The sequence below is a fragment of the Acidovorax sp. SUPP2539 genome, assembly GCF_030158975.1.
In the GTDB taxonomy this organism is placed as follows: domain Bacteria; phylum Pseudomonadota; class Gammaproteobacteria; order Burkholderiales; family Burkholderiaceae_C; genus Paracidovorax.
The window spans coordinates 670,047-696,730 of record NZ_BQXJ01000003.1; the positions used below are offsets into that span (position 1 = coordinate 670,047).

Consider the following 26,684-nt stretch of genomic DNA (forward strand, 5'->3'; position numbering starts at 1 on the left):
TTTCAACTTCTGGAGCTATCCCATGTCTGCACTCTTCAACGCGACCGCCCTGGTCGTTCCGTTTGAAAACCTGAGAATGACCGACGTCGAGTCGGTGGGCGGCAAAAACGCCTCCCTCGGCGAGATGATCTCCCAGCTGCCCCAGGGCGTTCGCGTTCCCACGGGCTTTGCCACCACCGCCCACGCGTTCCGCCAGTTCCTCGCCCACGACGGCCTGGCCGACAAGATCAGCAAGCGCCTCGCCGCGCTGGACACCGAAGACGTGCGCGCCCTGGCCGCTGCCGGCGCGGAGATCCGCGCCATGGTAGAGGCCCAGCCCTTCCCGGCCGACCTGCAGCAAGCGATCGCCGAAGCTTTCGCAAAACTGTCCGAAGGCAACCCCCAGGCGAGCTTCGCCGTGCGTTCGTCCGCCACGGCGGAAGACCTGCCCGACGCCTCGTTCGCGGGCCAGCAGGAAACCTTCCTCAACGTGGTCGGCATCAACGACGTGCTGCACAAGATGAAGGAGGTGTTCGCCTCCCTGTACAACGACCGCGCCATCAGCTACCGCGTGCACAAGGGCTTCGCGCACGACGTGGTCGCCTTGTCGGCCGGCGTACAGCGCATGGTGCGCTCCGACCTGGGCGCGGCGGGCGTGATGTTCACCATCGACACCGAGTCCGGCTTCGAAGAAGTGGTCTTCATCACCAGCAGCTACGGCCTGGGCGAGACGGTGGTGCAGGGCGCCGTGAACCCCGACGAGTTCTATGTGCACAAGCCCATGCTCCAGGCGGGCAACAAGGCCGTGATCCGCCGCAACCTGGGCTCCAAGCTGGTGCAGATGGTCTTCGCCTCGGCCGAGGAGAAAGCTGCCACCGGCAAGCTGGTCAAGACGGTGGACGTGGCGACCGAGCAGCGCAACCGCTTCTCGCTGTCCGATGCCGACGTGGAGCAACTGGCCCATTACGCCCTGGTGATCGAACAGCACTACGGCCGCCCGATGGACATCGAATGGGGCAAGGACGGCACCGACGGCCTGCTCTACATCCTGCAGGCGCGTCCCGAGACGGTGAAGAGCCAGTCCAAGGGCCAGGCCGAGCAGCGCTTCAAGCTGAAAGGCACCGGCACCGTGCTGGCCGAAGGCCGGGCCATCGGCCAGAAGATCGGCACCGGCCCCGTGCGCCTGGTGAGCGACATCGCCGAAATGGACAAGGTGCAACCCGGCGACGTGCTGGTCACCGACATGACCGATCCCAACTGGGAGCCCGTGATGAAGCGCGCCAGCGCCATCGTCACCAACCGCGGCGGGCGCACCTGCCACGCGGCCATCATCGCGCGTGAACTGGGCATCCCCGCCGTGGTGGGCTGCGGCGACGCCACCAGCCTGCTCAAGGACGGCACGCTGGTAACGGTGAGCTGCGCCGAGGGCGACACCGGCAAGATCTACGACGGCCTGCTCGAAACCGAAGTGACCGAAGTGCAGCGCGGCGAAATGCCCAAGATCGGCACCAAGATCATGATGAACGTGGGCAACCCGCAACTGGCCTTCGACTTCTGCCAGCTGCCCAACGACGGCGTGGGCCTGGCCCGGCTGGAGTTCATCATCAACAACAACATCGGCGTGCACCCCAAGGCCATCCTGGACTACCCCGCCGTCGATGCCGACCTGAAAAAGGCCGTGGAATCGGTGGCGCGCGGCCACGCCTCGCCCCGTGCGTTCTACGTGGACAAGGTGGCCGAGGGCGTGGCCACCATCGCCGCCGCCTTCTGGCCCAAGCCGGTGATCGTCCGCCTGTCGGATTTCAAGTCCAACGAGTACCGCAAGCTCATCGGCGGCAGCCGCTACGAGCCCGAGGAAGAGAACCCGATGCTGGGCTTCCGTGGCGCGGCGCGCTACATCAGCGCCGATTTCGGCGAGGCGTTCGCGATGGAGTGCGACGCCATCAAGCGCGTGCGCGGCGAGATGGGCCTGACCAACGTGCAGGTGATGGTGCCCTTCGTGCGCACGCTGGGCCAGGCCGACAAGGTCACCCAGTTGCTGGCCAAGCATGGCCTGAAGCGCGGCGAGGCCGAGCTGAAGGTCATCATGATGTGCGAGGTGCCCAGCAACGCCGTGCTGGCGGACGAGTTCCTGCAGTACTTCGACGGCTTCTCGATCGGCTCCAACGACCTGACCCAGCTCACGCTGGGCCTGGACCGCGACTCGGGGCTCGAGCTGCTCGCGCAGGACTTCGACGAACGCGACCCCGCCGTGCTGGCGCTGCTCTCGCGTGCCATCGCCGCCTGCAAGGCCCAGGGCAAGTACGTGGGCATTTGCGGCCAGGGCCCCAGCGACCACCCGGACTTCGCCGAGTGGCTGGCCAAGGAAGGCATCTCGTCGATCTCGCTCAACCCCGACAGCGTGATCGCCACCTGGCAGCAACTGGCCCGCTGACGGGCCCGGTCCGGCCACCATGCCCACGCGCCCATCGGCGATCGAGGAGCCCGGGGCCGGACATCCCTTTCCGCCCGACCTGCACGATGCCCGCCACCTCTGGCTGAAGGCGGGCCTGCTGCTGGCCTGGGCCGCGGTGTCCTTCGGGGCCTGCTACTTCGCCCGCGACCTGCAGTTCATGGTGGTGGGGGGCTGGCCGCTGGGGTACTGGATCGCGTCGCAGGGCGCGGTGCTGGTGTTCATCGGCATCGTGGCGATCTACTGCGCGGCGATGAACCATTTCGAACGGCAGGACGCGAACGCGGTGGCCGGTGGTGCGGACACGCCGCCGTCCACCCCCGCCGCGCCGGGCCCGGGCGCCCCCGGCAAGTCGCATGGCTGACGCGCCGCCGCAAGCCGCCTATGGCCGGCGGCTGCGCCGCATCCTCGCGCTCTATGTGGCCGGGGTGATCGCGTTCCTGGCCGTCATGGCCTGGGCCGAGCAGCGCGGCCTGTCGCGCCACTGGATCGGCCCCATCTTCCTGTTCCTGTCCGTCATGGTCTATGCGGCCATCGGCGTGTACGGGCGCACGACCGATGCCGACGAGTACTACGTCGCCGGGCGCCGCATTCCACCCGTGTACAACGGCATGGCGGCGGCGGCCGACTGGATGAGCGCGGCCTCGTTCATCAGCCTGTCGGGCGCGCTGTACCTGCAGGGCTTCTCGGGCGTGCCGGGGCAGGCCGGCGGGCTGGCCTATCTGCTGGGCTGGACGGGCGGGTTCTGCCTCGTGGCGCTGCTGATCGCGCCGCACCTGCGGGCCATGAACCTCTACACCATCCCGGAGTTTTTTCAGGTGCGTTTCGGCGGGCGCTGGCCGCGCGTGATCGCAGCGCTCGCGGCCGTGCTGTGCTCGTTCACCTACGTGGTGGCGCAGATCTACGGCGTGGGCCTGATCGCCTCGCGGCTCACGGGCGTGCAGTTCGAGATCGGCATCATGCTGGGCCTGGGCGGGGTGCTGCTGTGCTCCTTCCTGGGCGGCATGCGCGCCATCACCTGGACGCAGGTGGCGCAGTACGTGATGCTGCTGCTCGCGTTCCTCATTCCCGTCTCCTGGCTGGCCTACAAGCAACTGGGCAATCCCCTGGCGCCCCTGGTGTACGGCACCCAGATCGGCAAGATCGCCGACATGGAGGCCCGGCTGCTCGCCGACCCCGCGGAGCGGCAGGTGGTGGCGGCCTACCAGGCGCGGGCGCAGGAGCTGCAGGCCCGTCTGCAGGACGTGGGCGCGGCGCTGGAGCGCGAGCGCGAAGCGGCCCGCCAGCGCATCCGCCAGCTGCGCGACCAGAACGCGGACGTCGGCCTCATCGTGGCGGCCAGCCGGGAGCTGGCCACGATGCCGCGCGATGAAGACACGGCCCGCGAGCGCTGGAGCCGCGAAATGCGCGAGAGCGAAGAGCGCGCCCGCCCCCTGGGCGGCCTGCCCGCGCACAGCCAGCCCTACGTGGGCGACCCGGACGGACCGCCCGAGGCGCAGCGGGCGTACGAGGACACCCGGCGCAATTTCCTCGCGCTGATGTTCTGCCTCATGGTGGGCACGGCCGGGCTGCCGCATCTGCTCACGCGCTACTACACCGTGCCCTCGGTGGCGGCCGCGCGCTCTTCGGTGGCCTGGTCGCTGTTCTTCATCGCGCTGCTGTACCTCAGCGCGCCGGCGCTGGCGGTGCTGGTGAAGTTCGAGGTCATGAGCAACCTGGTCGGCAGCCCGTTCGATGCGCTGCCCAACTGGATCGGGCAGTGGGCACGGGTGGATGCGGCGCTGCTGTCGGTGGAGGACGTGAACGGCGACGGCATCGTGCAGTTTGGCGAGATCCGATTCGGCGCCGACCTGATCATGCTGGCCACGCCCGAACTGGGCGGGCTGCCGTATGTGATCTCGGGGCTGGTCGCCGCGGGCGGGCTGGCGGCGGCGCTCTCCACGGCCGATGGCCTGCTGCTCACCATCAGCAATGCGCTGGTGCGCGATCTGTACTTTCACGAGACGGGCCGCAGGGCATCGCCCGAGCAGCGCGTGATCCTGACCAAGTTCACCCTGCTGGCAGTGGCGCTGTCCGCCGCGTTCGTGGCGGCGCTCAAGCGCTCGGAGATCCTGCCCATGGTGTCGGCCTCGTTCTCGCTCGCCGCCTCGGCCTTCGTGCCGGCCATGGTGCTGGGCATCTTCTGGCGCGGCGCCACGCGGCAGGGCGCGGTGGCCGGCATGCTGTGCGGGCTGGGCGTGACCGTGTACTACCTGCTGTCGCATGTGGAAGCCGTGCGCGCCGTGGTGCCTGCCGTGCTGCTGGCGGACGGCCTGTGGTTCGGCATCCAGCCGATCTCGGCCGGCGTGTTCGGCGTGCCCGTGGGCCTTGCGACCGCGTGGCTGGTGAGCCTGCTCACGCGGGCGCCGGGGGCCGGGCCGTCGGTCCATTCACGCCTGCCGGGGATGTGAACGGCGGGTGCGCGCGCCGCGGCGCGCGGTGGGGCTCGCGGCGATGCGGGAAGGGATGGAGGTTATGGATAAACCCGGATTCACAAAGCCCCGACCGCGTGCGACGCTGCGCCCAACCATCGGACGGGCGCGTGCCCCCGACGCCGCCGAAAACGATCAGGGGGAACCGTGCTACTCGTCAAGACATCTGCAGGCCATCTGGCCCTCAAGGACCGCCACGGCGCGCTGACCTCGCGGCAGCGTTCGGCCTTCATCCTGTTCGATGGCAAGCGCACGCTGGCGCAGGTGCTGGCGGCCACCGCGACCATGGGCATCGGCATGGACGACGTGCTGGCGATGGTCGGGCAGGGCCTGCTGTCGTTGCCGGACGGCAGTGCGCCGGACCTGCAGAACGCGTCGCCCGAGGGCATGCCGGCCCCGGTGGGGGCGCCGGGCGCGGCCCCGGCAACGGGCGAGGCATCCTCGTCGCCCATGGAGCGCTACCAGGCGGCCTATCCGATCGCCACGGAAATCACGTCCAGCCTGGGGCTGCGCGGCTTCCGGCTGAACCTGGCGGTCGAGGGCGCACGCAGTTTCGACGACCTCGCCGCATTGGCGCCGAAGATCCGTGAACTGGTGGGCGATGAAAAATACCGGCGCCTGGAGCGGGCGCTGTTCGGCTGACCGGCCCCGCGCAGCGGGCCGGTCCTGCCGCAGCGCCGTGGCGATGCGGCAGGAAGGCGCGGATCAGGGCTGCACGTCCACGCGGCCGTAGGCGCCGTTCACGCCCTTGTTCGGTCCTGCCACATAGAACAGCGTGTTCAGCGGCTGCTGGTTCAGGCCGTTGCCGAACGCGATGCCGCGCACGCCGTCCAGTTGCAGGGTCGTTCCGTCCTTTTGCGCCAAAGCGCCGTTCCATTCGCCCGTTGCGGGGTCGAACGCCTGCAGCGTGCCGTCGCCTTCATTGGCGACGATCAGGCGGCTGCTGGCCCCGGCGAAGTTGCCAGGCGCCTGGGCGATGCCCCAGGGCGCGTTGAGCGTGGCGCCGGGCGTGACGATGCGCTGCGCCAGCGTGCCGTCCGTGTTGAAGGCGTTCAGCGCGCCCAGGCCGGCGCCGGCCACGGCGTTGCGCCGGTTGGCGTCCTGCTGCGCATAGGTCACGTAGATGCGCGTGCCGATGGTCTGGATGCCATAGGGCGCATAGTTGGCCGGCAGCTGCGGGTCGGCGAAGCTGCCCGCCAGCTGCACCTTCTGGAAGCTGGTGTCGAACACGTCGACCTTGTTGTTGCGGAAGTCGGTGGCATACAGGAAGTCCGCGCCGCTGCGGGTGGCCACGGCCAGGCCCTTGTAGACCGCGCCGCCGCCGTCCCGGTAGGTCACGATGGCATTGGCCAGATCGGCTGCGGGGCTCCAGCCGGAGAGGCTGCCGTCTTCGCTGGAAAACACGAAGCGGCTGGGGCCGGTCACGCCGTTCTTGGTGACCGGGAAGCTGCCGGTGCCGCTGAAGATGATGCCGGTGGGGTTGGCCGGGGCGCTGCCGGCCGGGGGCACGGTCACCACCAGGGTCTGGGGCACGCCGTTGCCGTCATAGAGCGTGGACTTCTGCGTGGCCGTGGCGGTCACCCAGACGAAGCCGTTCGGGTTGAAGGCGATGCCCCAGCCGTTCTTCAGGTTGGCATCGGTCTGCGTACCTGCAATGCTGCCGTCGGACACCACAGCCTTGGCCGTGAAGGAGGTGACCGTCGGTGGGGCGTCGCTCCCGCCGCAGCCGGCCAGCACCAACGCCGTCGCCGGCACCGCACCCCACAAGATTCTGGATATTTTCAAGATTGCTCCGTTGGAAGATCGCAGTCATTTTTCTGCCGTGGTGAGTGCGGGCTGCGTGGCCAAAGGTTGTGGGGGCGGTGAAAAGAAAATGAAAGCGCGAGCGGGCAAGCAAGGGCGCACCAGATGGAAAAAGGGCTGTGCCTTCTTGCGAAGGCACAGCCCTTTGAGGGGAGGCGGCGCCCACCGGGCGCCGGTCTCGGTGCGGATCGCGCCGCGCTGATCAGCTGCCAACGCCGAGCAGCTCGACGTCGAACTTCAGCGTGGCGTTCGGCGGGATCACGCCACCGGCGCCGCGGGCACCGTAGCCCAGGGCGGCGGGAATGATCAGCGTGCGCTGGCCGCCCACCTTCATGCCCTGCACGCCTTCGTCCCAGCCCTTGATCACCATGCCGGCGCCCAGGCCGAACTCGAACGGATCGTTGCGGTCGCGGCTGGAGTCGAACTTGGCGCCTTGCTCGCCGTTGTTGTAGAGCCAGCCGGTGTAGTGCACGCTGACGTGGTTGCCGCGCGTGGCCTCGGCGCCTTCGCCCACGACGGTGTCTTCGTATTGCAGGCCGGAGGGGGTGGTGGTGAATGCCATGGGTGTTCCTTTCGAAGTGCTACTGAAATGATAGCTATATGCCCTAGTGCTTATTGCGCTGGAGCCCTAAAAGACCAAACCCGCGCAGCGCGCGGGTCGGGCAGGGTGGCGGACGCTGGAGGGGCCTCGCGCCGGCTTGTTCGACTTACTTCTTGACCCGCGCCGCGACCCAGCGGGTGGCGAAGGCCTGCACGTCGGACAGCCGCTTGAGCAGGTCCACGCCCGAGGGGGTGACGGTGTAGCCGTCGTTGCCGTGGTCCAGCAGGCCGGCTTCGCGCAGTTCCTTGATGCGGGTGTTCAGCGTGTTGGGCGTGATGCCGCCCACGCTGTCCTGCAGCAGCCGGAAGGTTTGGGGGTGGCCGTCGCGCAGGGCCCAGAGCACGCGCAACGCATAGCGGCATTCGAGCTTTTCGAACAGCTGGTTGATGGCGGCGTTTTCCTTGGAGCTCATGAAAGCTTCTCCTTGCGCGATAGAGAGATAGAAATCCGGCAGCGGGCAAAACCCGGGCGGCCGGAACGCTGTGAATATAGCGTGGAAACCATTTTGCTACAAGTTTAATAGCTCCAGAGCAGCACCCCACTTGCGCTGCGGGGTAAAAATACTCAGGTGTTACAGGATTGTTGCACTCCTGCCACGGCCCCGGTGGACGCTCCCTCAGCGCGCCGCGGCACCCGCCGACACCAGGTGCTCGACCAGCAATTGGGCGGCCGGCGCCAGACCCGGCGCCGGCCGGAAACACAGCGCGAAACGCCGCCGGGCCCACGGGTCGGCCAGCGGCACGATGCGCACCCCCGTGGCCGCGGCGAACGGCACCGCCACCTCGGCGGGCACCACGCTGATGGCGAGGTTGGCGCGCACCACGCGCAGCGCCGCATCGAAGTTGGACACCAGCACGCGGTGCACCAGCGTTTTGCCCTCCACCGCCGCGGCGCGCGCCAGCAGCACGTGCACGGCGCTCAGGGCCGGCATGCTCACGAACTCGTAGCCCAGCACGTCGGCGAACCGTACGCTGTCCTGGCGCGCCACCGGGTGCGAGGGGTGGGCGACGATGGCCAGGTGATCGTGCCGGTAGCTGCGCGTTTCCAGGCCCTGCAGATCGGCCGCGTCCCAGCAGATGCCGATGGAGGCGCTGCCTTCGCGGATGCCGCGGACCACCTCGGGGCTCACCCGTTCCTCCATGCTCACCTGGATGTCGCGGTGCGCGGGGTTCTGCAGGAAGGCCGCCACGTCGTCTGCCAGCGATTCGGCCATGACGGAGGCCGTGACCAGCATGCGCACGTGGCCGCGGATGCCGGTGGCGAAGGCCGCCATGTCGCGCTCGATGCGGTCCACGCTGGCCAGCATGGTGCGGGCGTGTTCCAGCAGGGTTTCGCCGGCGGCGGTGGGCACCACGCCGTGGCGCTTGCGCACCAGGAGCGGCGTGCCCAGCGTGTCCTCCAGTTGCGCCAGCCGCTTGCTCACCGCCGAGCCGACGATGGACTCCTGCTCCGCCGCGCGGGCGATGTTGCGGTGCTCACACACCGCCACGAAGAGCTTGAGGGTCTGGAGGTCGGGCAGGCGCATGGAAGGAATGTGGAAGAAGGGAAGGGATTCAAGATTTTCCTTCCTGGAATCTTAGGCCTTCCAAAATTGGCATGAATTGATGGAAGGGAATTTCTAGAATGCCTGTACAAGACCCCAGACAGGAGACTCCGTGACCCCCCGCACGCCCGCAGGCCCGCCCGCCCATCCGCTCCCCCCTTCGTCCGCCCAGGCCATCGTGAGAGAGGTGGGCCTGCGCGATGGCCTGCAAAGCATCGCCACCGTGGTGCCCACCGCCCGCAAGATCGAATGGGTCGATGCCGCCTATGCGGCCGGCCAGCGGGAGATCGAGGTCGGCTCGTTCGTGCCGGCGCGCCTGCTGCCGCAGTTGGCCGACACCGCCGAGGTGCTCGCGCACGCCAAATCCCTGCCGGGTTTGATCGCCTCGGTGCTGGTGCCCAACCTGCGCGGGGCGGAGCGGGCCATCGAATGCCAGGCCGACCTGATGGTCGTGCCGCTGTCCGCCAGCCACGCGCACAGCCTGGCCAACCTGCGCAAGACGCCGGACGAGGTGGTGGCCGAGGTGGCGCGCATCCGCGCGGCGCGCGATGCGGCGGGCAGCCGCACCCTGATCGAAGGCGGGGTGGGCACGGCCTTCGGCTGCACGCTCCAGGGCGAGGTGGCCGAAAGCGAAGTGCTGCGCCTGATGCAGGCCCTGCTCGACGCCGGGGCCGACCGCGTGAGCCTGGCCGACACCGTGGGCCATGCCGATCCCGCAGGTGTGCAGCGCCTGTTCGAGAAAGCCCGCGGACTCGTCGGCGAGCGGCTGGCCTGCGCGCATTTTCACGACACGCGCGGCATGGGGCTGGCCAACGCCTATGCCGCCTGGCAGACCGGCATCACCCGATTCGATGCCTGCCTGGCCGGCATCGGCGGCTGCCCCCACGCCCCTGGCGCGAGCGGCAACGTCACCACCGAAGACCTGGCCTTCATGCTGGAGCGCATGGGCGTTTCCACTGGCCTGGACGTGGCCGCGTTGCTGGCGCTGCGCGAGCGCGTGGCCGGCTGGCTGGAGGGGGAGACCTTGCACGGCGCGCTCTGGCAGGCCGGACTGCCCCGCACGGCCGCGTCTTTCCCCGCAGCGGTTGCGTCCGCTGCCTGACCGAACCCTTATCGTTGCGCCCATGAACGTTCCCTTGAATCCTTCTTCCGCCCCCACTGCCGAACGCCCGCGCCTGCCCCTGGCGGGCCTGCGCGTGGTGGAGTTCACCCACATGGTGATGGGCCCCACGTGCGGCATGGTGCTGGCCGACCTCGGCGCCGAGGTCATCAAGGTCGAGCCGGTGGACGGCGACCGCACGCGGCATCTGCTGGGCGCGGGCGCCGGGTTCTTTCCCATGTTCAACCGCAACAAGAAGAGCATCGCCCTGGACCTGCGCAAGCCCGAGGGGCTGGAGGTGGCGATCCGCCTGGCCTCGTCGGCCGACGTGGTGGCGCAGAACTTCAAGCCGGGGGTGATGGCCAAGTACGGCCTCGACTACGCCGCGCTGTCCCGCCTGAACGAGCGGCTGGTCTACGTGAACCACACGGGCTTCCTGCCCGGCCCCTACGAGCACCGCACCGCGCTCGATGAGGTCGTGCAGATGATGGGCGGGCTGGCCTACATGACCGGCCGCCCGGGCGATCCGCTGCGCGCGGGCACCAGCGTGAACGACATCATGGGCGGCATGTTCGGCGCCATCGGCGCCATGGCGGCGCTGATGCAGCGCGCCCAGACGGGCCGGGGGCAGGAGGTGGATTCCGCCCTGTTCGAGAACAACGTGTTCCTCGTCGGCCAGCACATGATGCAGTACGCCGTGACGGGCCAGCCCGCCGCGCCCATGCCCGACCGCATCTCGTCGTGGGCGGTGTACGACGTATTCAGCGTGAAGGACGGCGGGCAGATCTTTCTGGCCGCCGTGAGCGACGCGCAGTGGGTCACCTTCTGCGACGCCATGGGCTATGCCGACCTGAAGGCCGACCCGGGCCTGGCCTTGAACAACGACCGCGTGCGCGCCCGCGCCACACTGCTGCCCGAACTGCGCCGCCGCCTGGCCGAGCACACGGCCGAGGCGCTGTCGGCCATCTTCGAGCAGCACGGCCTGCCGTTCGCGCCCATCCTGCGCCCGGAGCAGTTGTTCGACGATCCGCACCTGAATGCCACGGGCGGCCTGGCCGATGTCACCTTGCCCGACGGCGAGCGCGCCGGCAGCACCGCGCGGGTGACCCTGCTGCCGCTGCGGCTGGACGGCCAGCGCATGGGCGTGCGGCTGGACCCGCCGCAACTGGGCCAGCACACGCGCGAACTGCTCGCCGGCCTGGGCTATGCGCCCGAGGCGATCGCCGCGCTGCACGGGGCCGCCGCGGTGGCCTGACGAGAACGGGCCCGGCCCCACCACCGGCATGCGAGCGCGGCACAGACCGCGCCGCCCCTTCATCCCCCCAACGATCACGGAGACAAACCATGACATCGCTGCCCACCCCCTGCGCACTGGCGCTGCGCCCCGCCGTTCTCACCCGCCGCCGCGCACTGGCCTGGGGCGCCGCCGTGCTCGCGGCGCCGGGCCTGGCCAACGCGCAGCCGGGCGACAAGCCGCTGCGCGTGATCCTGCCGCTGTCGGCCGGCTCGGGCGCGGACGGCGCCATCCGCGCCATCAGCAACAGCCTGGCCAAGGCCCTGGGCCATCCGGTCGTGATCGAGAACCTGCCCGGCGCGGGCGGCATCACCGGCACGGCGCAGATCGTGCGGGCGCCGCGGGACGGGTCGGTGATCGGTGTCGTCTCGAACAACCATGTGGTGAACCCGGCCGTCTACAAGAACATTCCGTTCGATTCGCTGGCCGACATCACGCCCATCACCGTGCTGGGTGCCACGCCCTTCGTGCTGGTCGCGCATCCGTCGGTGCCGGCCAAGACCGTGCAGGAGCTGATCGCGTATGCCAGGGCCAAACCCGGCGTGCTGAACTACGGCTCGTCCGGCAACGGCACCATCCTGCACCTGGGAGCGGCGATGTTCGTGGACCAGGCGCAGGTGGACATCAAGCACATCCCGTACAGGGGCATGGGACCGCTGATGAACGACATCCTGGGTGGACAGGTGCAGCTGGGCGTCGTGGCCGTGGCGCCGGCCGCGGCGCACATCAAGGCGGGCGCGCTGCGCGCTCTGGGCGTCACCACCGCCGTGCGCGTGCCCACGCTGCCCAGCGTGCCCACCATCGCCGAGCAGGGCCTGTCGGGCTTCGAGCTGGAAGGGTGGATCGCCCCCATCGGCCCCGCGGGCCTGCCCAAGGCCGAGGTGGCGCGGCTCTATAACGGCTTCAAGACCGCCATGGAGATGTCCGAGGCGCGCGAGGCCCTGCTGGCCCAGGGCTACGACATCAAGCTCACGCCGCCCGAGCAGGCGGCGGCGTTCTTTGGCAGCGAGGCCGCACGCATGGCGCAGGTGGTGAAAAGCGCGAACGTGAAGATGGACTGAAACGCAGCCGCCACGCACCGGCCTTCGCGCGGGCCGGCATGGCGCTCAGAAGCGGCCGCGCAGGTCCCGGTTCACGCAGCTGCGGCGCGCTCCAGGCGCTGAAGCGACCTCGCGATGCGAAACGGGCCGCTCCGCCAGATCCATGCCGGTCGGATGCCTTCGGCGTTCGCGCCCGCACTCGGCGGGCGGCTGAGCTGGTCAACCGCTATCGCGACATTGCGACATTGCGACATTGCGACATTGCGACATCGCCGCCGTGTAAGGGCAAACCTGGCGGAGGGGACGCGCCCCCGTGGGTGACGGGCATTTCATGTCGACGTCGAAGCCGGCATCCATCAGTGCCAGGCGCGCGGCACGCGACCCCTGGCCTGCGGATCGCTGCGCCGGCGACCTCCGGGTAAAGATTTTGCAAATGCGATTCATTTTCAATTGGACGCCCTAGAATTGCGGGTTTTCCCGGGCGCCACCCTGTGCGGTGGCTCGCTCCCTGTCCCTCCATCCGGCCCCTTCCGTTCCCGCATGACCCGCCCTCCGGACCCTCGCCGCCGCGCCCGCTGGCTCAAGACCCTGCATGAATGGCACTGGGTGAGTTCCGCCATCTGCCTCGTCGGCATGCTGCTGTTCGCGGTGACCGGGTTCACGCTCAACCACGCCGGCCAGATCGAGGCCAAGCCCCGGGTCACCAGCCTGCGGGCGACCGTGCCAGCGCCGGTACTCCAGGCTGTGGCGCCCCCCGTCGGGCAGGCCCGCGCGCCCTGGCCGCCGGCCCTGCAGCATTGGGCGCGGGCGCAGTGGTCCGTCGACACGGCAGGGCGCGAGGCCGAGTGGTCTGCCGACGAGGTCTATGTCTCGCTGCCGCGCCCCGGCGGCGACGCCTGGATCCGCGTGGGCCTGGCGGATGGCGAGGCCGAGTACGAGCGCACCGACCGGGGCTGGATCTCCTACTTCAACGACCTGCACAAGGGCCGCAACACGGGCGCGGCATGGAGCTGGTTCATCGACGCCTTCGCCGCCGCCTGCCTGGTGTTCTGCATCACGGGCCTGTTCATCCTGAAGATGCACGCCGGCAACCGGCCCTTCACGTGGCCGATGGTCGGCCTGGGCCTGGTGCTGCCGGCCCTGCTGGCGCTCCTGTTTATCCACTGAACCGAAAGAGGAAAAATGCCCATGAAAAAGCATTTGCAGCTGCGCTACACCGTGGCGATGGGGGCCTGCCTGGGCGCGCCCGCCTTCGCGGCCGGTCTCGGCGTGGGGATCGAGATCCCGCGCCTGGACGTGGCCGAATACCACCGCCCCTACGTGGCCGTGTGGGTCGAGCGCGCCGATGCCACCGTGGCCTCCACCCTGGCCGTCTGGTACGACGTGAAGATGAAGGACGCCGAGGGCAGCAAGTGGCTCAAGGACATGCGCCAGTGGTGGCGCCGCACGGGCCGCGACCTGTCGGTGCCGATCGACGGCGTGACCAGTCCCACGCGCCCCGCTGGCAAGCACCTGCTGCAGTTCACCGAAGGCACGAACCCGCTCGCCCGGCTGCCCGCCGGCAACTACAAGCTGGTGGTGGAGGCCGCGCGCGAGGTCGGTGGCCGCGAGGTGGTGACCGTGCCTTTCGCCTGGCCCGCCGCCAAGGGCGAGCCCCTGAGGGCCAAGGGCACCACGGAGCTGGGCGAGATCACGCTCGAACTCAAGCCCTGATCCGGCAAGCCCTTCACCCCCCATTCCCATCCATCCGGAGTTTCCGCATGCATTCCAAGACCCCATCGCGCCTCGCCGCTGCCTGCCTCGTCGCCCTCTGCGGCGCGTTCACCTCCGCGCAAGCCCACAACGTGTGGCTGCTGCCGTCCACCACCGTGCTGTCCAAGGCCGAATGGATCACGGTGGACGCCGCGGTGTCCAACGACCTGTTCTTCTTCAACCACTTCCCGCTGGGCCTGGAAAACCTCACCGTCACCGCCCCCGACGGCAGTGCCGTGGCGCCCGAGAACGCCCACAAGGGCAAGCTGCGCAGCGTGTTCGACCTGAACCTCACGCAGACCGGCACCTATCGCCTGGCCGTTTTGAACAACGGCCTGTTCGCCACCTACAAGGACAAGGCCGGCCAGCCCAGGCGCTGGCGCGGCACGACGGAAAAATTCGCGGCCGAGGTGCCTGCCGACGCCCAGGACCTCAAGGTCACGCAGTCGGCCGGGCGCATCGAAACCTACGTGACGGTGGGCAAGCCCAGCGCCGTGAAGGCCAGCGGCAAAGGGCTGGAGCTGGTGCCCGTGACGCACCCCAACGACCTGGTGAAGGGCGACAAGGCCACCTTCGCCTTCTACATCGACGGCAAGCCCGCCGCCGGGCTGGAGGTGGTGCTGGTGGCGGGTGCCACGCGCTACCGCGACAAGCAGGACGAGATCAAGGCCACCACCGATGCCAAGGGCGAGTTCAGCGTGACCTGGCCGCAGGCCGGCATGTACTGGGTCGATGCCGATGCCAAGGACGACAAGGTGTCGCTGCCCCAGGCCAAGGAACGCCGCCTGTCGTACGTGGGCACGTTGGAGGTACTGCCCTGACCCCGTCCGCCCCCGTGCGGGTGCGCTATGCGGGCGTGCCGCTGCAGGGCGGTGGCCGCAGCGGCACCACCGCCGAAGTGCTGCCGCCGCGGCCAGCGGGCGGCGCTGCCCTGCCTTCGTTCGTGCCGGCCGGGTATGCCACGGCGCCGTCGCCGCGCCGTGCCGATCCGGCCGCGCTGCACACGCTGTCGGGCGATTCCATGGGCACCACCTGGCGCGTGCGCCTGGGCAACCCACGCTTCGCGCCGCTCGCGCCGGTGCGTGCCGCCATCGACGCCGCGCTGGGCCGGGTCGTGCAGCAGATGAGCCACTGGGAGCCGGACTCCGACCTCTCGCGCTTCAACCGCGCCGCGGCCGGCACCTGGCACACGCTGCCGGACGAATTCTTCACCGTGCTGCAATGCGCCTTCGACTGGTCGCAGCGCAGCGGCGGCGCCTGGGATCCCACCGTGGGCCCGCTCGTGGACCTGTGGGGCTTCGGCCCGGGGGCCGATCCGCAGGCCGGGCCGGTGGCGCGCATCCCATCGCCCCAGGCCCTGAGCGATGCACGGGCCCGCGTGGGCCATGGCCGCATCGCGTTGCAGCCTGCGCACCGCCAGGCCTGGCAGCCCGGCGGTGCGCAGCTCGATCTGAGCGGCATCGCCAAGGGCTATGCGGTGGACTGCGTGGCGCAGCATCTGCAGGCGCAGGGCTGGACCGATTTTCTGGTCGAGGTGGGCGGTGAGCTGCGTGCCAGCGGTCGCCGGCCGGACGGGCAGCCCTGGCGCGTGGCCGTGGCCGACCCCGCGGGCCATGCACCGCGCGCGCTGGTGCTCCAGGGCATGGCGGTGGCCACCTCGGGCGACCTCTGGCATGCGTTCGACCATGCGGGCCGCCGCTATTCCCACACCATCGATCCGCGCACCGGCGAGCCCGTGCACCACGCGCTGGCGAGCGTGACGGTGCTGCATGCCGAGTGCATGCAAGCCGACGTGCTGGCCACCATCATCACCGTGCTGGGCCCGCAGGACGGCCTGGACTTCGCGCGGCGGCAGGGGCTGGCCGCGCTGGTGTGCGAGCGCACGCCGCGGGGCCTGGCCTGGGCCGCGACGCCGGCCTTCGAAGCGCTGGCGGGGGCCTGACACCATCGCCTGCTGCATCCCATGGTTTTTTCGATTCCCGTGCCGCGCCTTGCCGCGGCATTGATCCTGGTCCTGCTCTATGGGCTGATGTGCACCGCCATCGCACGGCGCGAGCGCCGCCGCGCACGCCGTGCGCGGGCCGAGGCGGCCGAGCTGGCCTCGGCCCGCGACGGGGCGCCGCCGCTGCTCGTGGCCTATGCCAGCCAGACGGGCCAGGCCGAGGCGCTGGCCCGCGAGACCGCGCGCCTGCTGCACGCGGCCGGCGAGCCCGTGCATCTGTGCGCGCTGGGCGCGGTGGATGCGGCGCTGCTGCAGCGCACGCGCCGGGCGCTGTTCCTGGCCAGCACGTACGGAGAGGGCGATGCGCCCGACAACGCGGCGGGCTTCCAGGGGCAGTGGATGGGTGCGGCCGCGGCGCCCTCGCTGGCAGGCCTGCAGTACGGCCTGCTCGCGCTGGGCGACCGGCAATACGCGCACTACTGCGGCTTCGGCCGCCAGCTGGACGGCTGGCTGCGCGCGCAGGGCGCGGTGCCGCTGTTCGAGCGGGTGGAGATGGACAACGGCGCCCCGGCCGCGCTCCTGGCATGGCAGCACCAGCTGTCGCAGGTCGCGAACCTGAACGGGGCGCCTGCCTGGGAGGCGCCGCCGTTCGCCGACTGGACGCTGGCCGCGCGCCGCCACCTCAACCCGGGCAGCCTGGGCGCACCGGTGTTTCACATCGAGCTGGCGCCCCCGCCCGGCACCGCGGCCGATTGGGCGTCGGGCGATCTGGTGCAACTGTGCGCGCCGGCCGACCCGCAACGCCCGCGCGACTATTCCATCGCCTCGGTGCCGGGCGACGGACGCATCCATCTCACCGTGCGCCAGGCCGTGCGCGAGGACGGCACGCCCGGCGTGGCATCGGACTGGCTGTGCGCGGGCCTAGCGCCGGGGGGCGCCGTGCCGCTGCGCCTGCGCGCGCATGGGCCTTTCCAACTGCAGGACAACGCTGCGCGGCCCCTCGTCTTGATCGGCAACGGCACGGGTATCGCCGGCCTGCGCAGCCATCTGCGGGCGCGCGCCGCGGCGGGGGCGGGCCCGAACTGGCTGGTGTTCGGCGAGCGCCAGGCGGCGCACGATTTCCTGTACCGCGCAGAGATCCAGGCCTGGCAGGCCAGCGGCGTGCTGACGCGCCTGGACCTGGCGTTCTCGCGCGACCAGGCGCAGCGGGTGCACGTGCAGGACCGCCTGGCCGAGGCCGCCGATGCACTGCGTGCCTGGGTGGCGGACGGCGCGGCCATCTACGTCTGCGGCAGCCTGGTGGGCATGGCGCAGGGCGTGCATGCCGCGCTTTGCGCCGCGCTCGGCGAGGAGGCGATGGAGGGCCTGTTGCGCAGCGGGCGCTACCGCCGCGACGTGTATTGACGCAGGCGCCACGGCACAGGGGCCGGCATGCCGGCCCCTGTGCTGTCCGGCGATGGAGCGCCGGTGGGAAGGCCGCTTACTTGGCGGCCACTGTCTCGGGCATGGCCGAGGAGTGGTGGTGGGCGATCAGCCACTGGCCGTTCACGCGCTCGTACACGTAGGTGTAGCGGGCCTGCACGGTCTTGCCGTCCTTGAAGCGGAACGTGTAGGTGCCCACGTCCTGCGCCACGTTGCAGCCGATGCGGATCGTGCGGCTGTCGATCTTGCCTTGCGGCTCGCTCTTGAGGAACTTCACGAAGTAGTCGCGGATTTCCAGCGGCGTCGTGCGGGGCTGGTTGGACACGGTGGGCAGCAGCACGCCGTCCTGCGCGTAGTTCGCGGTGACCTTGTCCGGGTCCAGCGTGCGCAGCGAAGCGTTCCAGCGGTCGAACAGCGCGGAGATCTGCTTTTCGTCGGCAGGGAAGCAGACCGGCTCACCCTGGCCCTGCGCGAAGGCCGGGGCGGAGACGGAGAACAGAGCCAGGGCAGCTGCGGAGAGGGCGGTGTGAAGCGTCTTCATGGGGTCCTTTGAGAAAAGTGGGTCAAGCGCCGGCCTTCGCCGGCACTGCATCGCTCACTGCGATACAGGACCTATTCTTCAAGGCGTGCATGAACACGGCCGTTGCAGCCCCATGAAGGGCAGATGACGCAAAAATGAACCGCGGATGAACAGGCTTTCGCCCCCGTGTCACTCGGCTGCGGCGTCCAGCCGGTACCCGAAGCCGCGCACCGTTTTCAGAAGCGAGATGGCATGGCCCTCGTCGATTTTTGCGCGCAGGCGGCGCACGTAGACATCGACCACGTTCGTCAGCGGGTCCTCGTTGGTGCCCCAGACATTGGAGAGGATGCGCTCGCGGCTGTACACCCGGCCGGGCGCGCTCATGAGCAGCTCCAGGAAGGCCAGTTCCTTCGCGGTCAGCGCGATGGGCTGGCCGGCGCGGCTGGCCTGCATGCGCTCCAGGTCGAGCACCAGGTCGGCCACCTGCAGCGTGCTGGCGCGCTGGCGCTGCTCGCGCCCCCGGCGCATCAGCGCCTCGATGCGGGCCAGCAGCTCTTCGAACGCGAAGGGCTTGGTGAGGTAGTCGTCGGCGCCCAGCCGCAGGCCGTTGACCTTGTCCTCGGTGTTGCTGAGTGCGCTGAGCATCAGCACCGGCACGTGGCGCCCTTCGGAGCGCAGCGTCTGGCACAGCTCCAGGCCGCTCAGGCCGGGCAGCATGAGGTCGAGCAGCAGCAGCCCGGGATCGCCGGTGCGCGCCAGGGCCAGGCCGTCCGGGCCGTTGCGCGCCAGCTCCACGCTGTAGCCTTCGGCCTTGAGACCGCGCAGCAGGAAGTCCGCCACGCGCGGATCGTCTTCGACCACCAGGATATTCATGCGGTTTCCTCGGGGGACAGGGTTTCGGGGTGGCTGGCCGAAGGCACCGTGATCTGGACCACCGTGCCCACGCCGGGCTGGCTGTCGATGTCGATGCGGCCATGGTGCGCGTGCACGATGGACTGCGCGATCGACAGCCCGATGCCGGTGCCGTCCGCGCGGTGCGCCCGCGCGCGCTGGCCGCGCACGAAGCGCTGGAACACGGCGGGCAGTTCCTCGGCCTCGATGCCGATGCCTTCGTCGCGCACCAGCACCTGGGCTTCGCCATCGGGTCCGGGCTGGCAGCCCACGCGCACCGTGCCGCCGCGCTGCGAATAGCGCACCGCGTTGTCCAGCACGATCATCAGCGCTTGGCGCAGCCGGTCGGCATCGGCGTTCACTACCAGCGGGCCGCCGGGGGCGGGCGGCAGGGGCTCCACGGTCACGCCGTGCAGCCCGCCCAGCGCGGCGGCCTGCTCCGCCGCATCGGTGACCAGGGCCTGCAGGTCCAGGCGGCGCGGGCGGATCACCAACTGGTCCGCCTCAGTCCTGGCGATCAGCAGCAGGTCGTGGATCACCTTGGTGAGCTGATCGACGCCGCCCACGATGCGCTCCAGCGTCTGGCGGTATTCCTGCGCCGGCCGGTCGCCGCCGCGCATCGCGATCTCGGCCTCGCCCCGGATGGCCGTGGCGGGCGTGCGCAACTCGTGGCCCAGGTCGGCGAACAGCTGGCGCCGGCGCTGGTCCACGCGCTGCAGGGTTTCGTGCGCCACGCTCAGTTCGTGCGTGCGGGCCTCCACCGCGTCCTCCAGTTCGCGGCGCGCCGCATCGGCATGGGCGCGGTGCTGCTGCAGCTCCGCCGCCATGGCATTGAAGTGCTGGGCGACGCGGTCGAATTCGTCCTTCGAGCCGGTGGCCACGCGGTGGTCCAGCGCGCCGGCCTGCAGGGCCCGCGTGCCGGCGAGCAGGCGGTCCAGCGGGCGCTGCAGGCGGCGGTTCAGGTGCAGCGCCAGCAGGGCCGCCACGGCGAGGGTGACGATCACCAGCGTGATCGCCTGCTGGCGCAGCACGTCCAGCCCGCGCTCGGTGGCGGCGCGCGCCACCGGAACGGCGCTGCGCTGGCGCTCGATGGCGCCATTGATGAGCTCGCGCAGGTCCAGGCCGCGCGCCATGTCGAACGTGGCGTTCAGCTCTTCCCACACCGCAGGGAAGTCGGCCCCGGGCTCCAGCGGCTGCAGCTGCGCCAGGCGGGCCTCCACGGCCCGGATGTTGTCCTCCAGCAGCTCCGTCATGCCCACGAGTTGCGGCACCTCCTGCGGCATGGACATGCCCTCGCGGTGGGCCAGCTCGTTCCACAGGGCCAGGTCGCGGCGGGCCAGCTCCGCCAGGGCGGCCGCGCCTTCGTGCATGCGTTCGAGCAGCCGCTCGCGCACCTCGGGCACGGCATTGGCGTTCATCAGGCGCTGGGTGGCCCACACGCGCAGCCGCTGCTTGTTGGCCGACAGGTCCAGCAACTCCGAGAGGATGTCGCTGGCCAGCCGACTGTGCTGGGCGTAGTCGTTGACGCGGTGCGTGCCCCAGTACACGAACGCGGCCTGGATGCACACCAGGGCCACGAGGGCGGCGAATGCCAGGGAGAGTCTTGCGCGGTACATGGAGCCGTCGGAGTGCGAAGGGCCTGCATTATGTTCCGTGCCGGGCCCCCGCCCACCTGCCAGGGCCCAGGCACCCGGATCGCCCGATTGCTATGAAAATAATAGCTACACAGGCAATCGATCTCCCGGCAACGGGGCTATTTGGCAGGGATGGCCTGGCTGCCGGCCAGCGCCCACAGCGATTCGGCCACCTCCGACATCGCGGCGCGCTGGCGGTACAGGCGGATCTCCACCGGCACGTCCCAGGCCGCCTCGCCGGCCGCCACCAGCGTGCCGGCCCGCAGGTCGTCGGCGATGAGGCTGCGCGGCAGCCAGGCCACGCCGCGCCCCTCCAATGCCATGGTCTTGAGCAGCACCGCGTGGTGCGCGGTGAACACCACCGCCACGCCGCCCGGTACGGCCGATTCCCCGCCATCGCCGTACACGCCGCGCATGCGCGCCCGCATGATGCGGCCCAGGCCCGAGGCGTCGCTGTAGGCCAGCAGGGGCAGCGGCGCGCCGTCCCGGCCGATGGCGTGCAGCGGCCCGCCGTCGGGGCCCGCCGCGCTCACCGGCTGCAGCACGTCGTCCGACAGCCGCTGCATGGGGTACTGCGCCTCGTCCAGGCGCCCGGGCGCTTCGGCATGGCCGTGGCACAGCACGAACTGCACGCGCCGCTGCAGCGCCAGGTCTTCGCACGCCCGGGAGCTGTCCGACATGGTCTGGATGGGCCCCAGGCGCAGCTGCGCCTCCAACTGGCCCAGCCAACGCGGAAAGAAGGTGAGCGAGAGCACGTGCGTGGCCGCGAAGCGCAGGCTGGCGGCCGCCGTGTCGTGCGCGGCGCGCGCCTTGATGCGCGCGGCCTCCAGGTTGGCCAGCAGGGTTTCCATCAGGGGCAGAAAGCGCTGCCCCGCCGCCGTGAGGGCGGCCGGGTGCGCGCTGCGGTCGAACAGCTCCACGCCCACCCATTCCTCCAGCGCGCGGATGTGGCGGCTGAACGCAGGCTGGGCGATGGCCCGGGCCTCGGCGGCGCGCGAGAAATTGCCGCACTCGGCCAGGGCCAGGAAGTCTTCCAGCCATTCGAGATCGAGGGGGCGGTTGCCAGGTCCCATGGGCGTCGTGTTCCGTGCAGATAGATGTATGCGATTCGGGTATTGGACGGTGCGGGGCCGTCGCCGGAAGATCCGCTGCGTTGTCGTTCCCCTGCACCCATAACGGAGACCTTGAATGCCTTCCATCGCGAATTATCGCGGGATCATCCCCGCCATCTCGTGCCCCTTCACTCCCGACCACCGCATCGACGAGCCCGCCCTGCGCAAGCTCGCCGCCTGGCTGGCCGGCCACGAGGGCGTGGTGGCCATCATGACCAACGGGCACACCGGCGAGGTGTTTTCCCTCACCCCCACCGAGCGCGCCGAGGTCACCCGCATCGTGGCCGACGAACTGAAGGGCCGCACGCCCGTCATCTCCTCCATCGTCTGCGAGGGCCTGGCCGAGGCCGCCGAACATGCCCGCGCCGCCCAGGCCGCCGGCGCCGTGGCGCTGGACGTCATGCCGCCCCACCACTGGCTGCGCTTCGGCTTCACGCCGGGCCATGCGCTGCAGTATTTCGAGGCCATCCACCGCGCCGCGCCGGGCCTGGACCTGGTGTGCCACGTGTACCCGGCGTGGACGCGCGCCTCGTACTCGTCGCAACTGCTGGCCGAACTCGCCCGGCTGCCCTACCTGCAGGCCTTCAAGGTGGGCCAGCGCGACATGAACAAGTACGCCCGCGACATCCAGGCGATCCGCGAGGCCGACGCCTCCAAGGCCATCCTCACCTGCCACGACGAGTACCTGCTGGCCTCGATGGTGCAGGGCGTCGATGGCGCGCTGGTGGGCTTCGCCACGTTCATCCCGCAGCTCATCATCGACCTGTGGAACGCCGTGAAGGCCGGCGATCTGAAGAAGGCCATGGCCGTGCAGGCCGTCATCACGCCGCTCAAGGACGCGGTGTACGGCGGCGGCGAGCCCACGGGCGAGGCCCATGCGCGCATGAAGGGCGGCATGTACCTGGCCGGCGTGATCGACGACGCCACCGTGCGCCCGCCCACCGAGGCGCCCAACGCCCAGGAGGTCGAGGCCCTGCGCGCCGCCGTCCGGCAGGCGGGCCTGCTGCAGCGCTGATCTGCGGGTGCCATGACAAGACGGGCCGCACCGCACGGCCCGCACCGGACATTCGCGACCCCATAAAGACAGGAGACACGCCATGCAACGCAAGCCATTCCTCCGCGCCGTCCTCGGCGCCCTCGCGCTCACTGCCGCCGCCAGCGGCTTCGCGCAGACCTACCCGAACAAGCCGGTGCGCGTGGTGATCCCGTTCCCGCCGGGCGGCACGCTGGACGCCGTGGGCCGCATGCTGGCGCAAAAGCTCGGCGAGCAGACCGGGCAGAGCTTCGTGATCGACAACAAGCCCGGCGGCAGCGGCGTGATCGGCGGCGACGCGGTCGCCAAGGCCGCGGCGGACGGCTACACGCTGCTGTTCAGCGCCTCCACCTTCACGACCGCGCCGATGACGCTCAAGTCGGTGCCGTTCAGCGTCACGCAGGACTTCGCGCCCGTGGCGCTGGTGGCCAAGGCGCCCCTGTCGGTGGCGGTCAACAAGGACCTGCCGGTGACCGACATCAAGTCCCTGCTGGGCTACGCCAAGAGCCACCCGGGCAAGATGACCTTCGCCGTGGGCTCCATCGGCTCGGCGGGGCATCTCTCGACCGAGCTGCTGAAACGGGCCGGCAAGATCGACTACCTCATCGTGCCCTACAAGGGCACGGCGCCGGCCTTCCAGGACCTGATCGGCGGGCAGATCGACGGCTTCATCGACCCCATCCTCGGCTCGCTCCAGTACCACAAGAGCGGCATGCTGAAGGTGGTGGCCGTGACGTCCGCGCAGCGCGTGCCCAACCTGCCCGACGTGCCCACGGTGGCCGAGACCATTCCCGGCTTCGAGTTCTACAGCTGGTACGGCCTGTGGGCCCCGGCCAAGACGCCGCCCGCGCTGGTGCAGCGCCTGAACGCCGAGGTGAACAAGGCCCTGGCCGGCGACATGGCCCAGAAGCTCAAGGACCAGGGACTGCTCGTCACGCCGGGCAGCGTGGACGACTTCGCCAAGTTCCAGCGTGCCGACATGGAGCGCTCCCAGAAGATCGTGACCGAGGGCAACATCCGTGCGGAATGACGGCTCGCCATCACCCGGCGCCCATGCCGCCGTCACCGGCAGCAGCAGCGGCATCGGCCGCGCCATCGCCGAGTCGCTGCTGGCCGCGGGCTGGCAGGTGAGCGGGCTGGACGTGGCCACGCCGGCCATCGAACACGCCGCGTTCACGCCCGTGGCCGTCGATCTGGCCGATGGCGAAGACATCGCCCGTGCCGCCGCGGGGCTACAGGCCGTCCAGGCCCTGGTGCATGCCGCGGGTGTGCTGCGCGTGGGCCCGCTGGGCCAGCTGGACCACGCAGGCGGCGGGTTGATGTGGCGCCTGCACGTCGATGCCGCCACGCGCCTGGCCGATGCCATCGTGCCCGCCATGGCCGCACGTGGGAACGGCCGGGTGGTGTTCATCGGCAGCCGCGTGGCGCAGGGCATGCCCGGGCGCGGCCAGTACGCGGCCACCAAGGCGGCGCTGGTCGCGCTGGCGCGCAGCTGGGCGGCCGAAGTGGCGGGGCAGGGCGTGACGGTGAACGTCGTCTCGCCCGCAGCCACCGCCACCGGCATGCTGAACGACCCCGCCCGCGCCGGCAGCGCACCGCGCCTGCCGCCCATCGGCCGCCTCATCGAGCCCGGCGAGATCGCCGCGCTCGTGGGCTACCTGCTGTCGCCGCCGGCGGCGGCCATCACGGGGCAGGACATCGCCATCTGCGGGGGCTCCTCGCTCGCCCGCTGATCCTTCTTTTTTCAACCACCCAAGCACCATGAAAATCGTCGATATCGTCGAATCCACCCGGCCCATCAAATCCGACATCCGCAACGCCTACATCGACTTTTCGAAGATGACACTGAGCCTGGTGGCCGTCGTGACCGACGTGGTCCGCGACGGCAAGCCGGTGATCGGCTACGGCTTCAATTCCAACGGCCGCTACGGCCAGGGCGCGCTGATGCGCGACCGATTCATCCCGCGCGTGCTCGAAGCCGACCCCGCCACGCTGGTGGACGGCACCGGCGAGAACCTCGACCCGCACAAGGTCTGGGCCCGCATGATGATCAACGAAAAGCCCGGCGGCCACGGCGAGCGCTCGGTGGCCGTGGGCACCATCGACATGGCCGTGTGGGACGCAGTGGCCAAGATCGCCGACCAGCCGCTCTACCAGCTGCTGGCCGAACGCTACGGCAACGGCACGCCCGACCCGCGCGTCTTCGTGTATGCCGCCGGCGGCTACTACTACCCTGGCAAGGGGCTGGACGGGCTCCGGAAGGAAATGGAGAGCTACCTGGCGCGCGGCTACTCGGTGGTCAAGATGAAGATCGGCGGGGCTTCGCTGGCCGACGACTGCGAGCGCATCGAGTCGGTGCTCAAGATCCTCGGCCCGGGCCAGCAGCTGGCGGTGGATGCCAACGGCCGGTTCGACCTGCCGACCGCCATCGACTACGGCCGCGCCCTGTCGCAGTACCCGCTGTTCTGGTACGAAGAGGCCGGCGACCCGCTCGACTACGAACTGCAGGCCAAGCTGGGCGAGGTGTACCAAGGCCCCATGGCCACGGGCGAGAACCTGTTTTCGATGCAGGACGCGCGCAACCTCATCCGCCACGGCGGCATGCACAAGGACCGCGACTGGCTGCAGTTCGACTGCGCTTTGAGCTACGGGCTGGTCGAATACCTGCGCACGCTGGACATGCTCAAGGACCATGGCTGGTCCCCCAGCCGCTGCATCCCCCACGGCGGCCACCAGATGTCGCTGGCCATCGCCGCGGGCCTGGGCCTGGGCGGCAACGAAAGCTACCCCGATCTGTTCCAGCCCTATGGCGGCTTCCCGGACGGCGTGAAGGTGGAAAACGGTTACGTCACGTTGCCACCGTTGCCGGGCATCGGGTTCGAGGGCAAGTCCGACCTGATCGCGGAGATGCGGGCCCTGGCTTCCTGAGAAGAATGCAGTGGGGCGGTTGCTATAAAAATATGAGCAATATGCCCTAGTAAGATATGTGCTGTAGGCCTTTTTGACCCGAACTGTTTTTTGGCGGCATCGCTCCGACGCCCGGCCTCGCCCTGCGATGCCGGGCGTTTGCCATGGGGGGTGGCGCAGGGCGTGCGGGGGGCTTTATGCTGGCCGGGGCCCTGTGATGGGTCGGCATTTGCTTGTATCGTCGGTTTTCTCGTGTCCTTCGTGCTCATCCATCCCCATGGACATCAAGACCCTGCGCCTTTTCGTGGAAATCGCCAAACACGGCAGCTTCGCCGAAGCGGCCAAGGTGGTGTGCGCCACGCAGTCGGCGGTCAGCAAGGCGATGAAGGGGCTCGAATCCGAGATGGGCGTGCAACTGCTCGCGCGCACGGGTCGGGGCAAGGGCCTCACCGCTGCGGGCAACCTGCTGCTGCGCCGCGCGGTGAACATCCTGCATGAGATGCGCGGGCTGGAGGGCGAACTGGCGGAAATGCAGCAGGTGCAGCGCGGAAGCCTGCGCATCGGTTTTCCCCGCATGGGCACCAGCGCGTATTACGCAGGGCTGTTCACCGAGTTCCGGCAGCGCTTTCCCGCCATCGACGTGGCCATGGTGGTCGAGCCGCTGGACCGGCTGGAAGCGCAGCTGCGGGCGGGCGAGGTGGATCTGGCGGCCCTGGTGGCGCCTGCCGCGCACGACTTCGACTGGCAGCATGTGCGCACCGAGCCCGTGGTGGCCCTGGTGCCGCAGGCCTTCGTACCCGTCGGCACCACGCGCATTTCGCTCGCGGAATTGGCGCAGTGGCCGCTCATCCTGTTCGAGGAGGGCACGACCGTGAACCAGGCCCTGCTGCAGGCCTGTGCGCGGCAAGGCGTGCGGCCCCGCGTGTCGGTGATGGGTACGGGGCAGGTCGATTTCATGGTGCAGCTGGTGGCGCAGCAGCTGGGCGTGATGCTGCTGCCGCGCGTCATCACGCGCTGGAGCAAGCACCCCGGCGTGTGCTACCTCGACGTGGACGATCTGTCCTCCATCTGGCACTTCACCCTGGCCTGGCGCCGCGGCGTGCCCCACACGCCCGCGGCGCGTGCCTGGCTGGACCTGGCGCAGGATTACTTCCAGGTGCGCCAGCTCGGATGCTGAGCCCCGCCATCG

At 69.9% G+C, this 26,684-nt stretch carries 25 protein-coding genes; 17 read left to right on the forward strand and 8 right to left on the reverse strand.

Going from position 1 to position 26,684, the window contains the following annotated elements; all coding sequences use genetic code 11:
- The first annotated feature begins 22 nt into the window (after positions 1-22).
- The 4 genes from ppsA (at position 23) to AVTE2539_RS14415 (ending at position 5,544) form a co-directional block, all read left to right on the forward strand.
- On the forward strand, positions 23-2,413 hold the full coding sequence (gene ppsA / locus AVTE2539_RS14400; RefSeq protein WP_284411517.1) for a phosphoenolpyruvate synthase: 2,391 nt from the start codon (positions 23-25) through the stop codon (positions 2,411-2,413).
- Between the two features lie 19 nt (positions 2,414-2,432).
- Positions 2,433-2,795, forward strand: a complete 363-nt coding sequence (locus AVTE2539_RS14405) for a DUF4212 domain-containing protein (protein WP_284411519.1) — start codon at positions 2,433-2,435, stop codon at positions 2,793-2,795.
- Positions 2,788-4,881 (forward strand): VC_2705 family sodium/solute symporter, encoded by a 2,094-nt coding sequence (locus AVTE2539_RS14410; RefSeq protein ID WP_284406067.1) that lies wholly within the window; start codon positions 2,788-2,790, stop codon positions 4,879-4,881. The genes AVTE2539_RS14405 and AVTE2539_RS14410 overlap by 8 nt, the downstream gene beginning before the upstream one ends.
- Before the next feature lie 168 nt (positions 4,882-5,049).
- On the forward strand, positions 5,050-5,544 hold the full coding sequence (locus AVTE2539_RS14415; protein WP_284411521.1) for a hypothetical protein: 495 nt from the start codon (positions 5,050-5,052) through the stop codon (positions 5,542-5,544).
- 63 nt (positions 5,545-5,607) lie between these two features.
- Here the strand turns inward: AVTE2539_RS14415 and AVTE2539_RS14420 are convergent, their stop codons facing one another.
- The 4 genes from AVTE2539_RS14420 to AVTE2539_RS14435 form a co-directional block, all read right to left on the reverse strand.
- Positions 5,608-6,687 (reverse strand): TIGR03118 family protein, encoded by a 1,080-nt coding sequence (locus tag AVTE2539_RS14420; protein ID WP_284411523.1) that lies wholly within the window; start codon positions 6,685-6,687, stop codon positions 5,608-5,610.
- A 220-nt stretch (positions 6,688-6,907) separates the two neighbouring features.
- On the reverse strand, positions 6,908-7,267 hold the full coding sequence (locus AVTE2539_RS14425; protein ID WP_284402534.1) for an FKBP-type peptidyl-prolyl cis-trans isomerase: 360 nt from the start codon (positions 7,265-7,267) through the stop codon (positions 6,908-6,910).
- A 145-nt stretch (positions 7,268-7,412) separates the two neighbouring features.
- The gene (locus AVTE2539_RS14430) at positions 7,413-7,718 is read right to left on the reverse strand and encodes a winged helix-turn-helix transcriptional regulator (RefSeq protein ID WP_092744314.1); all 306 of its coding nucleotides are present in this window, start codon (positions 7,716-7,718) and stop codon (positions 7,413-7,415) included.
- Between the two features lie 204 nt (positions 7,719-7,922).
- A complete protein-coding gene (locus AVTE2539_RS14435) occupies positions 7,923-8,831 on the reverse strand; it encodes a LysR family transcriptional regulator (protein WP_284402533.1) in 909 nt (302 codons plus the stop codon).
- A gap of 130 nt (positions 8,832-8,961) precedes the next feature.
- Here AVTE2539_RS14435 and AVTE2539_RS14440 point away from each other — a divergent pair, with 130 nt between their 5' ends.
- The 8 genes from AVTE2539_RS14440 (at position 8,962) to AVTE2539_RS14475 (ending at position 17,380) form a co-directional block, all read left to right on the forward strand.
- Complete coding sequence (locus tag AVTE2539_RS14440; protein ID WP_502868923.1) at positions 8,962-9,951, forward strand: hydroxymethylglutaryl-CoA lyase; 990 nt, start codon at positions 8,962-8,964, stop codon at positions 9,949-9,951.
- 22 nt (positions 9,952-9,973) lie between these two features.
- Positions 9,974-11,203, forward strand: a complete 1,230-nt coding sequence (locus AVTE2539_RS14445) for a CaiB/BaiF CoA transferase family protein (RefSeq protein WP_284411526.1) — start codon at positions 9,974-9,976, stop codon at positions 11,201-11,203.
- Between the two features lie 89 nt (positions 11,204-11,292).
- Positions 11,293-12,303 carry a Bug family tripartite tricarboxylate transporter substrate binding protein gene (locus tag AVTE2539_RS14450; protein ID WP_284411528.1) on the forward strand — a complete coding sequence of 337 codons (1,011 nt, stop codon included), beginning with the start codon at positions 11,293-11,295 and terminating at the stop codon, positions 12,301-12,303.
- Between the two features lie 519 nt (positions 12,304-12,822).
- Positions 12,823-13,449 (forward strand): PepSY-associated TM helix domain-containing protein, encoded by a 627-nt coding sequence (locus AVTE2539_RS14455; RefSeq protein ID WP_284411530.1) that lies wholly within the window; start codon positions 12,823-12,825, stop codon positions 13,447-13,449.
- Positions 13,450-13,470: 21 nt separating this feature from the next.
- Positions 13,471-13,995 carry a DUF2271 domain-containing protein gene (locus tag AVTE2539_RS14460; protein ID WP_284411532.1) on the forward strand — a complete coding sequence of 175 codons (525 nt, stop codon included), beginning with the start codon at positions 13,471-13,473 and terminating at the stop codon, positions 13,993-13,995.
- Positions 13,996-14,042: 47 nt separating this feature from the next.
- Complete coding sequence (locus AVTE2539_RS14465) at positions 14,043-14,855, forward strand: DUF4198 domain-containing protein (protein WP_284411534.1); 813 nt, start codon at positions 14,043-14,045, stop codon at positions 14,853-14,855.
- 14 nt (positions 14,856-14,869) lie between these two features.
- A complete protein-coding gene (locus AVTE2539_RS14470; protein ID WP_502868924.1) occupies positions 14,870-15,976 on the forward strand; it encodes an FAD:protein FMN transferase in 1,107 nt (368 codons plus the stop codon).
- Between the two features lie 21 nt (positions 15,977-15,997).
- Positions 15,998-17,380 (forward strand): sulfite reductase subunit alpha, encoded by a 1,383-nt coding sequence (locus tag AVTE2539_RS14475; RefSeq protein WP_284411536.1) that lies wholly within the window; start codon positions 15,998-16,000, stop codon positions 17,378-17,380.
- A gap of 76 nt (positions 17,381-17,456) precedes the next feature.
- On the opposite strand, the gene AVTE2539_RS14480 is transcribed toward AVTE2539_RS14475, so the two are convergent.
- The 4 genes from AVTE2539_RS14480 to AVTE2539_RS14495 all read right to left on the reverse strand — a co-directional run bounded on the left by AVTE2539_RS14480 (position 17,457) and on the right by AVTE2539_RS14495 (position 21,516).
- Positions 17,457-17,939, reverse strand: a complete 483-nt coding sequence (locus AVTE2539_RS14480) for an SgcJ/EcaC family oxidoreductase (protein ID WP_284402526.1) — start codon at positions 17,937-17,939, stop codon at positions 17,457-17,459.
- Between the two features lie 168 nt (positions 17,940-18,107).
- The gene (locus tag AVTE2539_RS14485) at positions 18,108-18,791 is read right to left on the reverse strand and encodes a response regulator transcription factor (RefSeq protein ID WP_272568180.1); all 684 of its coding nucleotides are present in this window, start codon (positions 18,789-18,791) and stop codon (positions 18,108-18,110) included.
- Positions 18,788-20,425 (reverse strand): sensor histidine kinase, encoded by a 1,638-nt coding sequence (locus tag AVTE2539_RS14490; protein ID WP_284411538.1) that lies wholly within the window; start codon positions 20,423-20,425, stop codon positions 18,788-18,790. The genes AVTE2539_RS14485 and AVTE2539_RS14490 overlap by 4 nt, the downstream gene beginning before the upstream one ends.
- A gap of 137 nt (positions 20,426-20,562) precedes the next feature.
- Entirely contained in the window at positions 20,563-21,516 is a 954-nt protein-coding gene (locus tag AVTE2539_RS14495; RefSeq protein WP_284411540.1) for a LysR family transcriptional regulator, read from the reverse strand.
- Positions 21,517-21,631: 115 nt separating this feature from the next.
- Between AVTE2539_RS14495 and AVTE2539_RS14500 the strand changes: the two genes are divergently transcribed.
- The 5 genes from AVTE2539_RS14500 to AVTE2539_RS14520 all read left to right on the forward strand — a co-directional run bounded on the left by AVTE2539_RS14500 (position 21,632) and on the right by AVTE2539_RS14520 (position 26,672).
- Complete coding sequence (locus AVTE2539_RS14500; protein WP_284411542.1) at positions 21,632-22,570, forward strand: dihydrodipicolinate synthase family protein; 939 nt, start codon at positions 21,632-21,634, stop codon at positions 22,568-22,570.
- Between the two features lie 82 nt (positions 22,571-22,652).
- On the forward strand, positions 22,653-23,618 hold the full coding sequence (locus tag AVTE2539_RS14505; RefSeq protein WP_272568184.1) for a Bug family tripartite tricarboxylate transporter substrate binding protein: 966 nt from the start codon (positions 22,653-22,655) through the stop codon (positions 23,616-23,618).
- On the forward strand, positions 23,608-24,321 hold the full coding sequence (locus AVTE2539_RS14510) for an SDR family NAD(P)-dependent oxidoreductase (RefSeq protein WP_284411544.1): 714 nt from the start codon (positions 23,608-23,610) through the stop codon (positions 24,319-24,321). The genes AVTE2539_RS14505 and AVTE2539_RS14510 overlap by 11 nt, the downstream gene beginning before the upstream one ends.
- Before the next feature lie 28 nt (positions 24,322-24,349).
- Positions 24,350-25,516, forward strand: a complete 1,167-nt coding sequence (locus AVTE2539_RS14515; protein WP_284411546.1) for a mandelate racemase/muconate lactonizing enzyme family protein — start codon at positions 24,350-24,352, stop codon at positions 25,514-25,516.
- Positions 25,517-25,772: 256 nt separating this feature from the next.
- Positions 25,773-26,672 carry a LysR substrate-binding domain-containing protein gene (locus AVTE2539_RS14520; RefSeq protein ID WP_284411548.1) on the forward strand — a complete coding sequence of 300 codons (900 nt, stop codon included), beginning with the start codon at positions 25,773-25,775 and terminating at the stop codon, positions 26,670-26,672.
- The last annotated feature ends 12 nt before the right edge of the window (positions 26,673-26,684 follow it).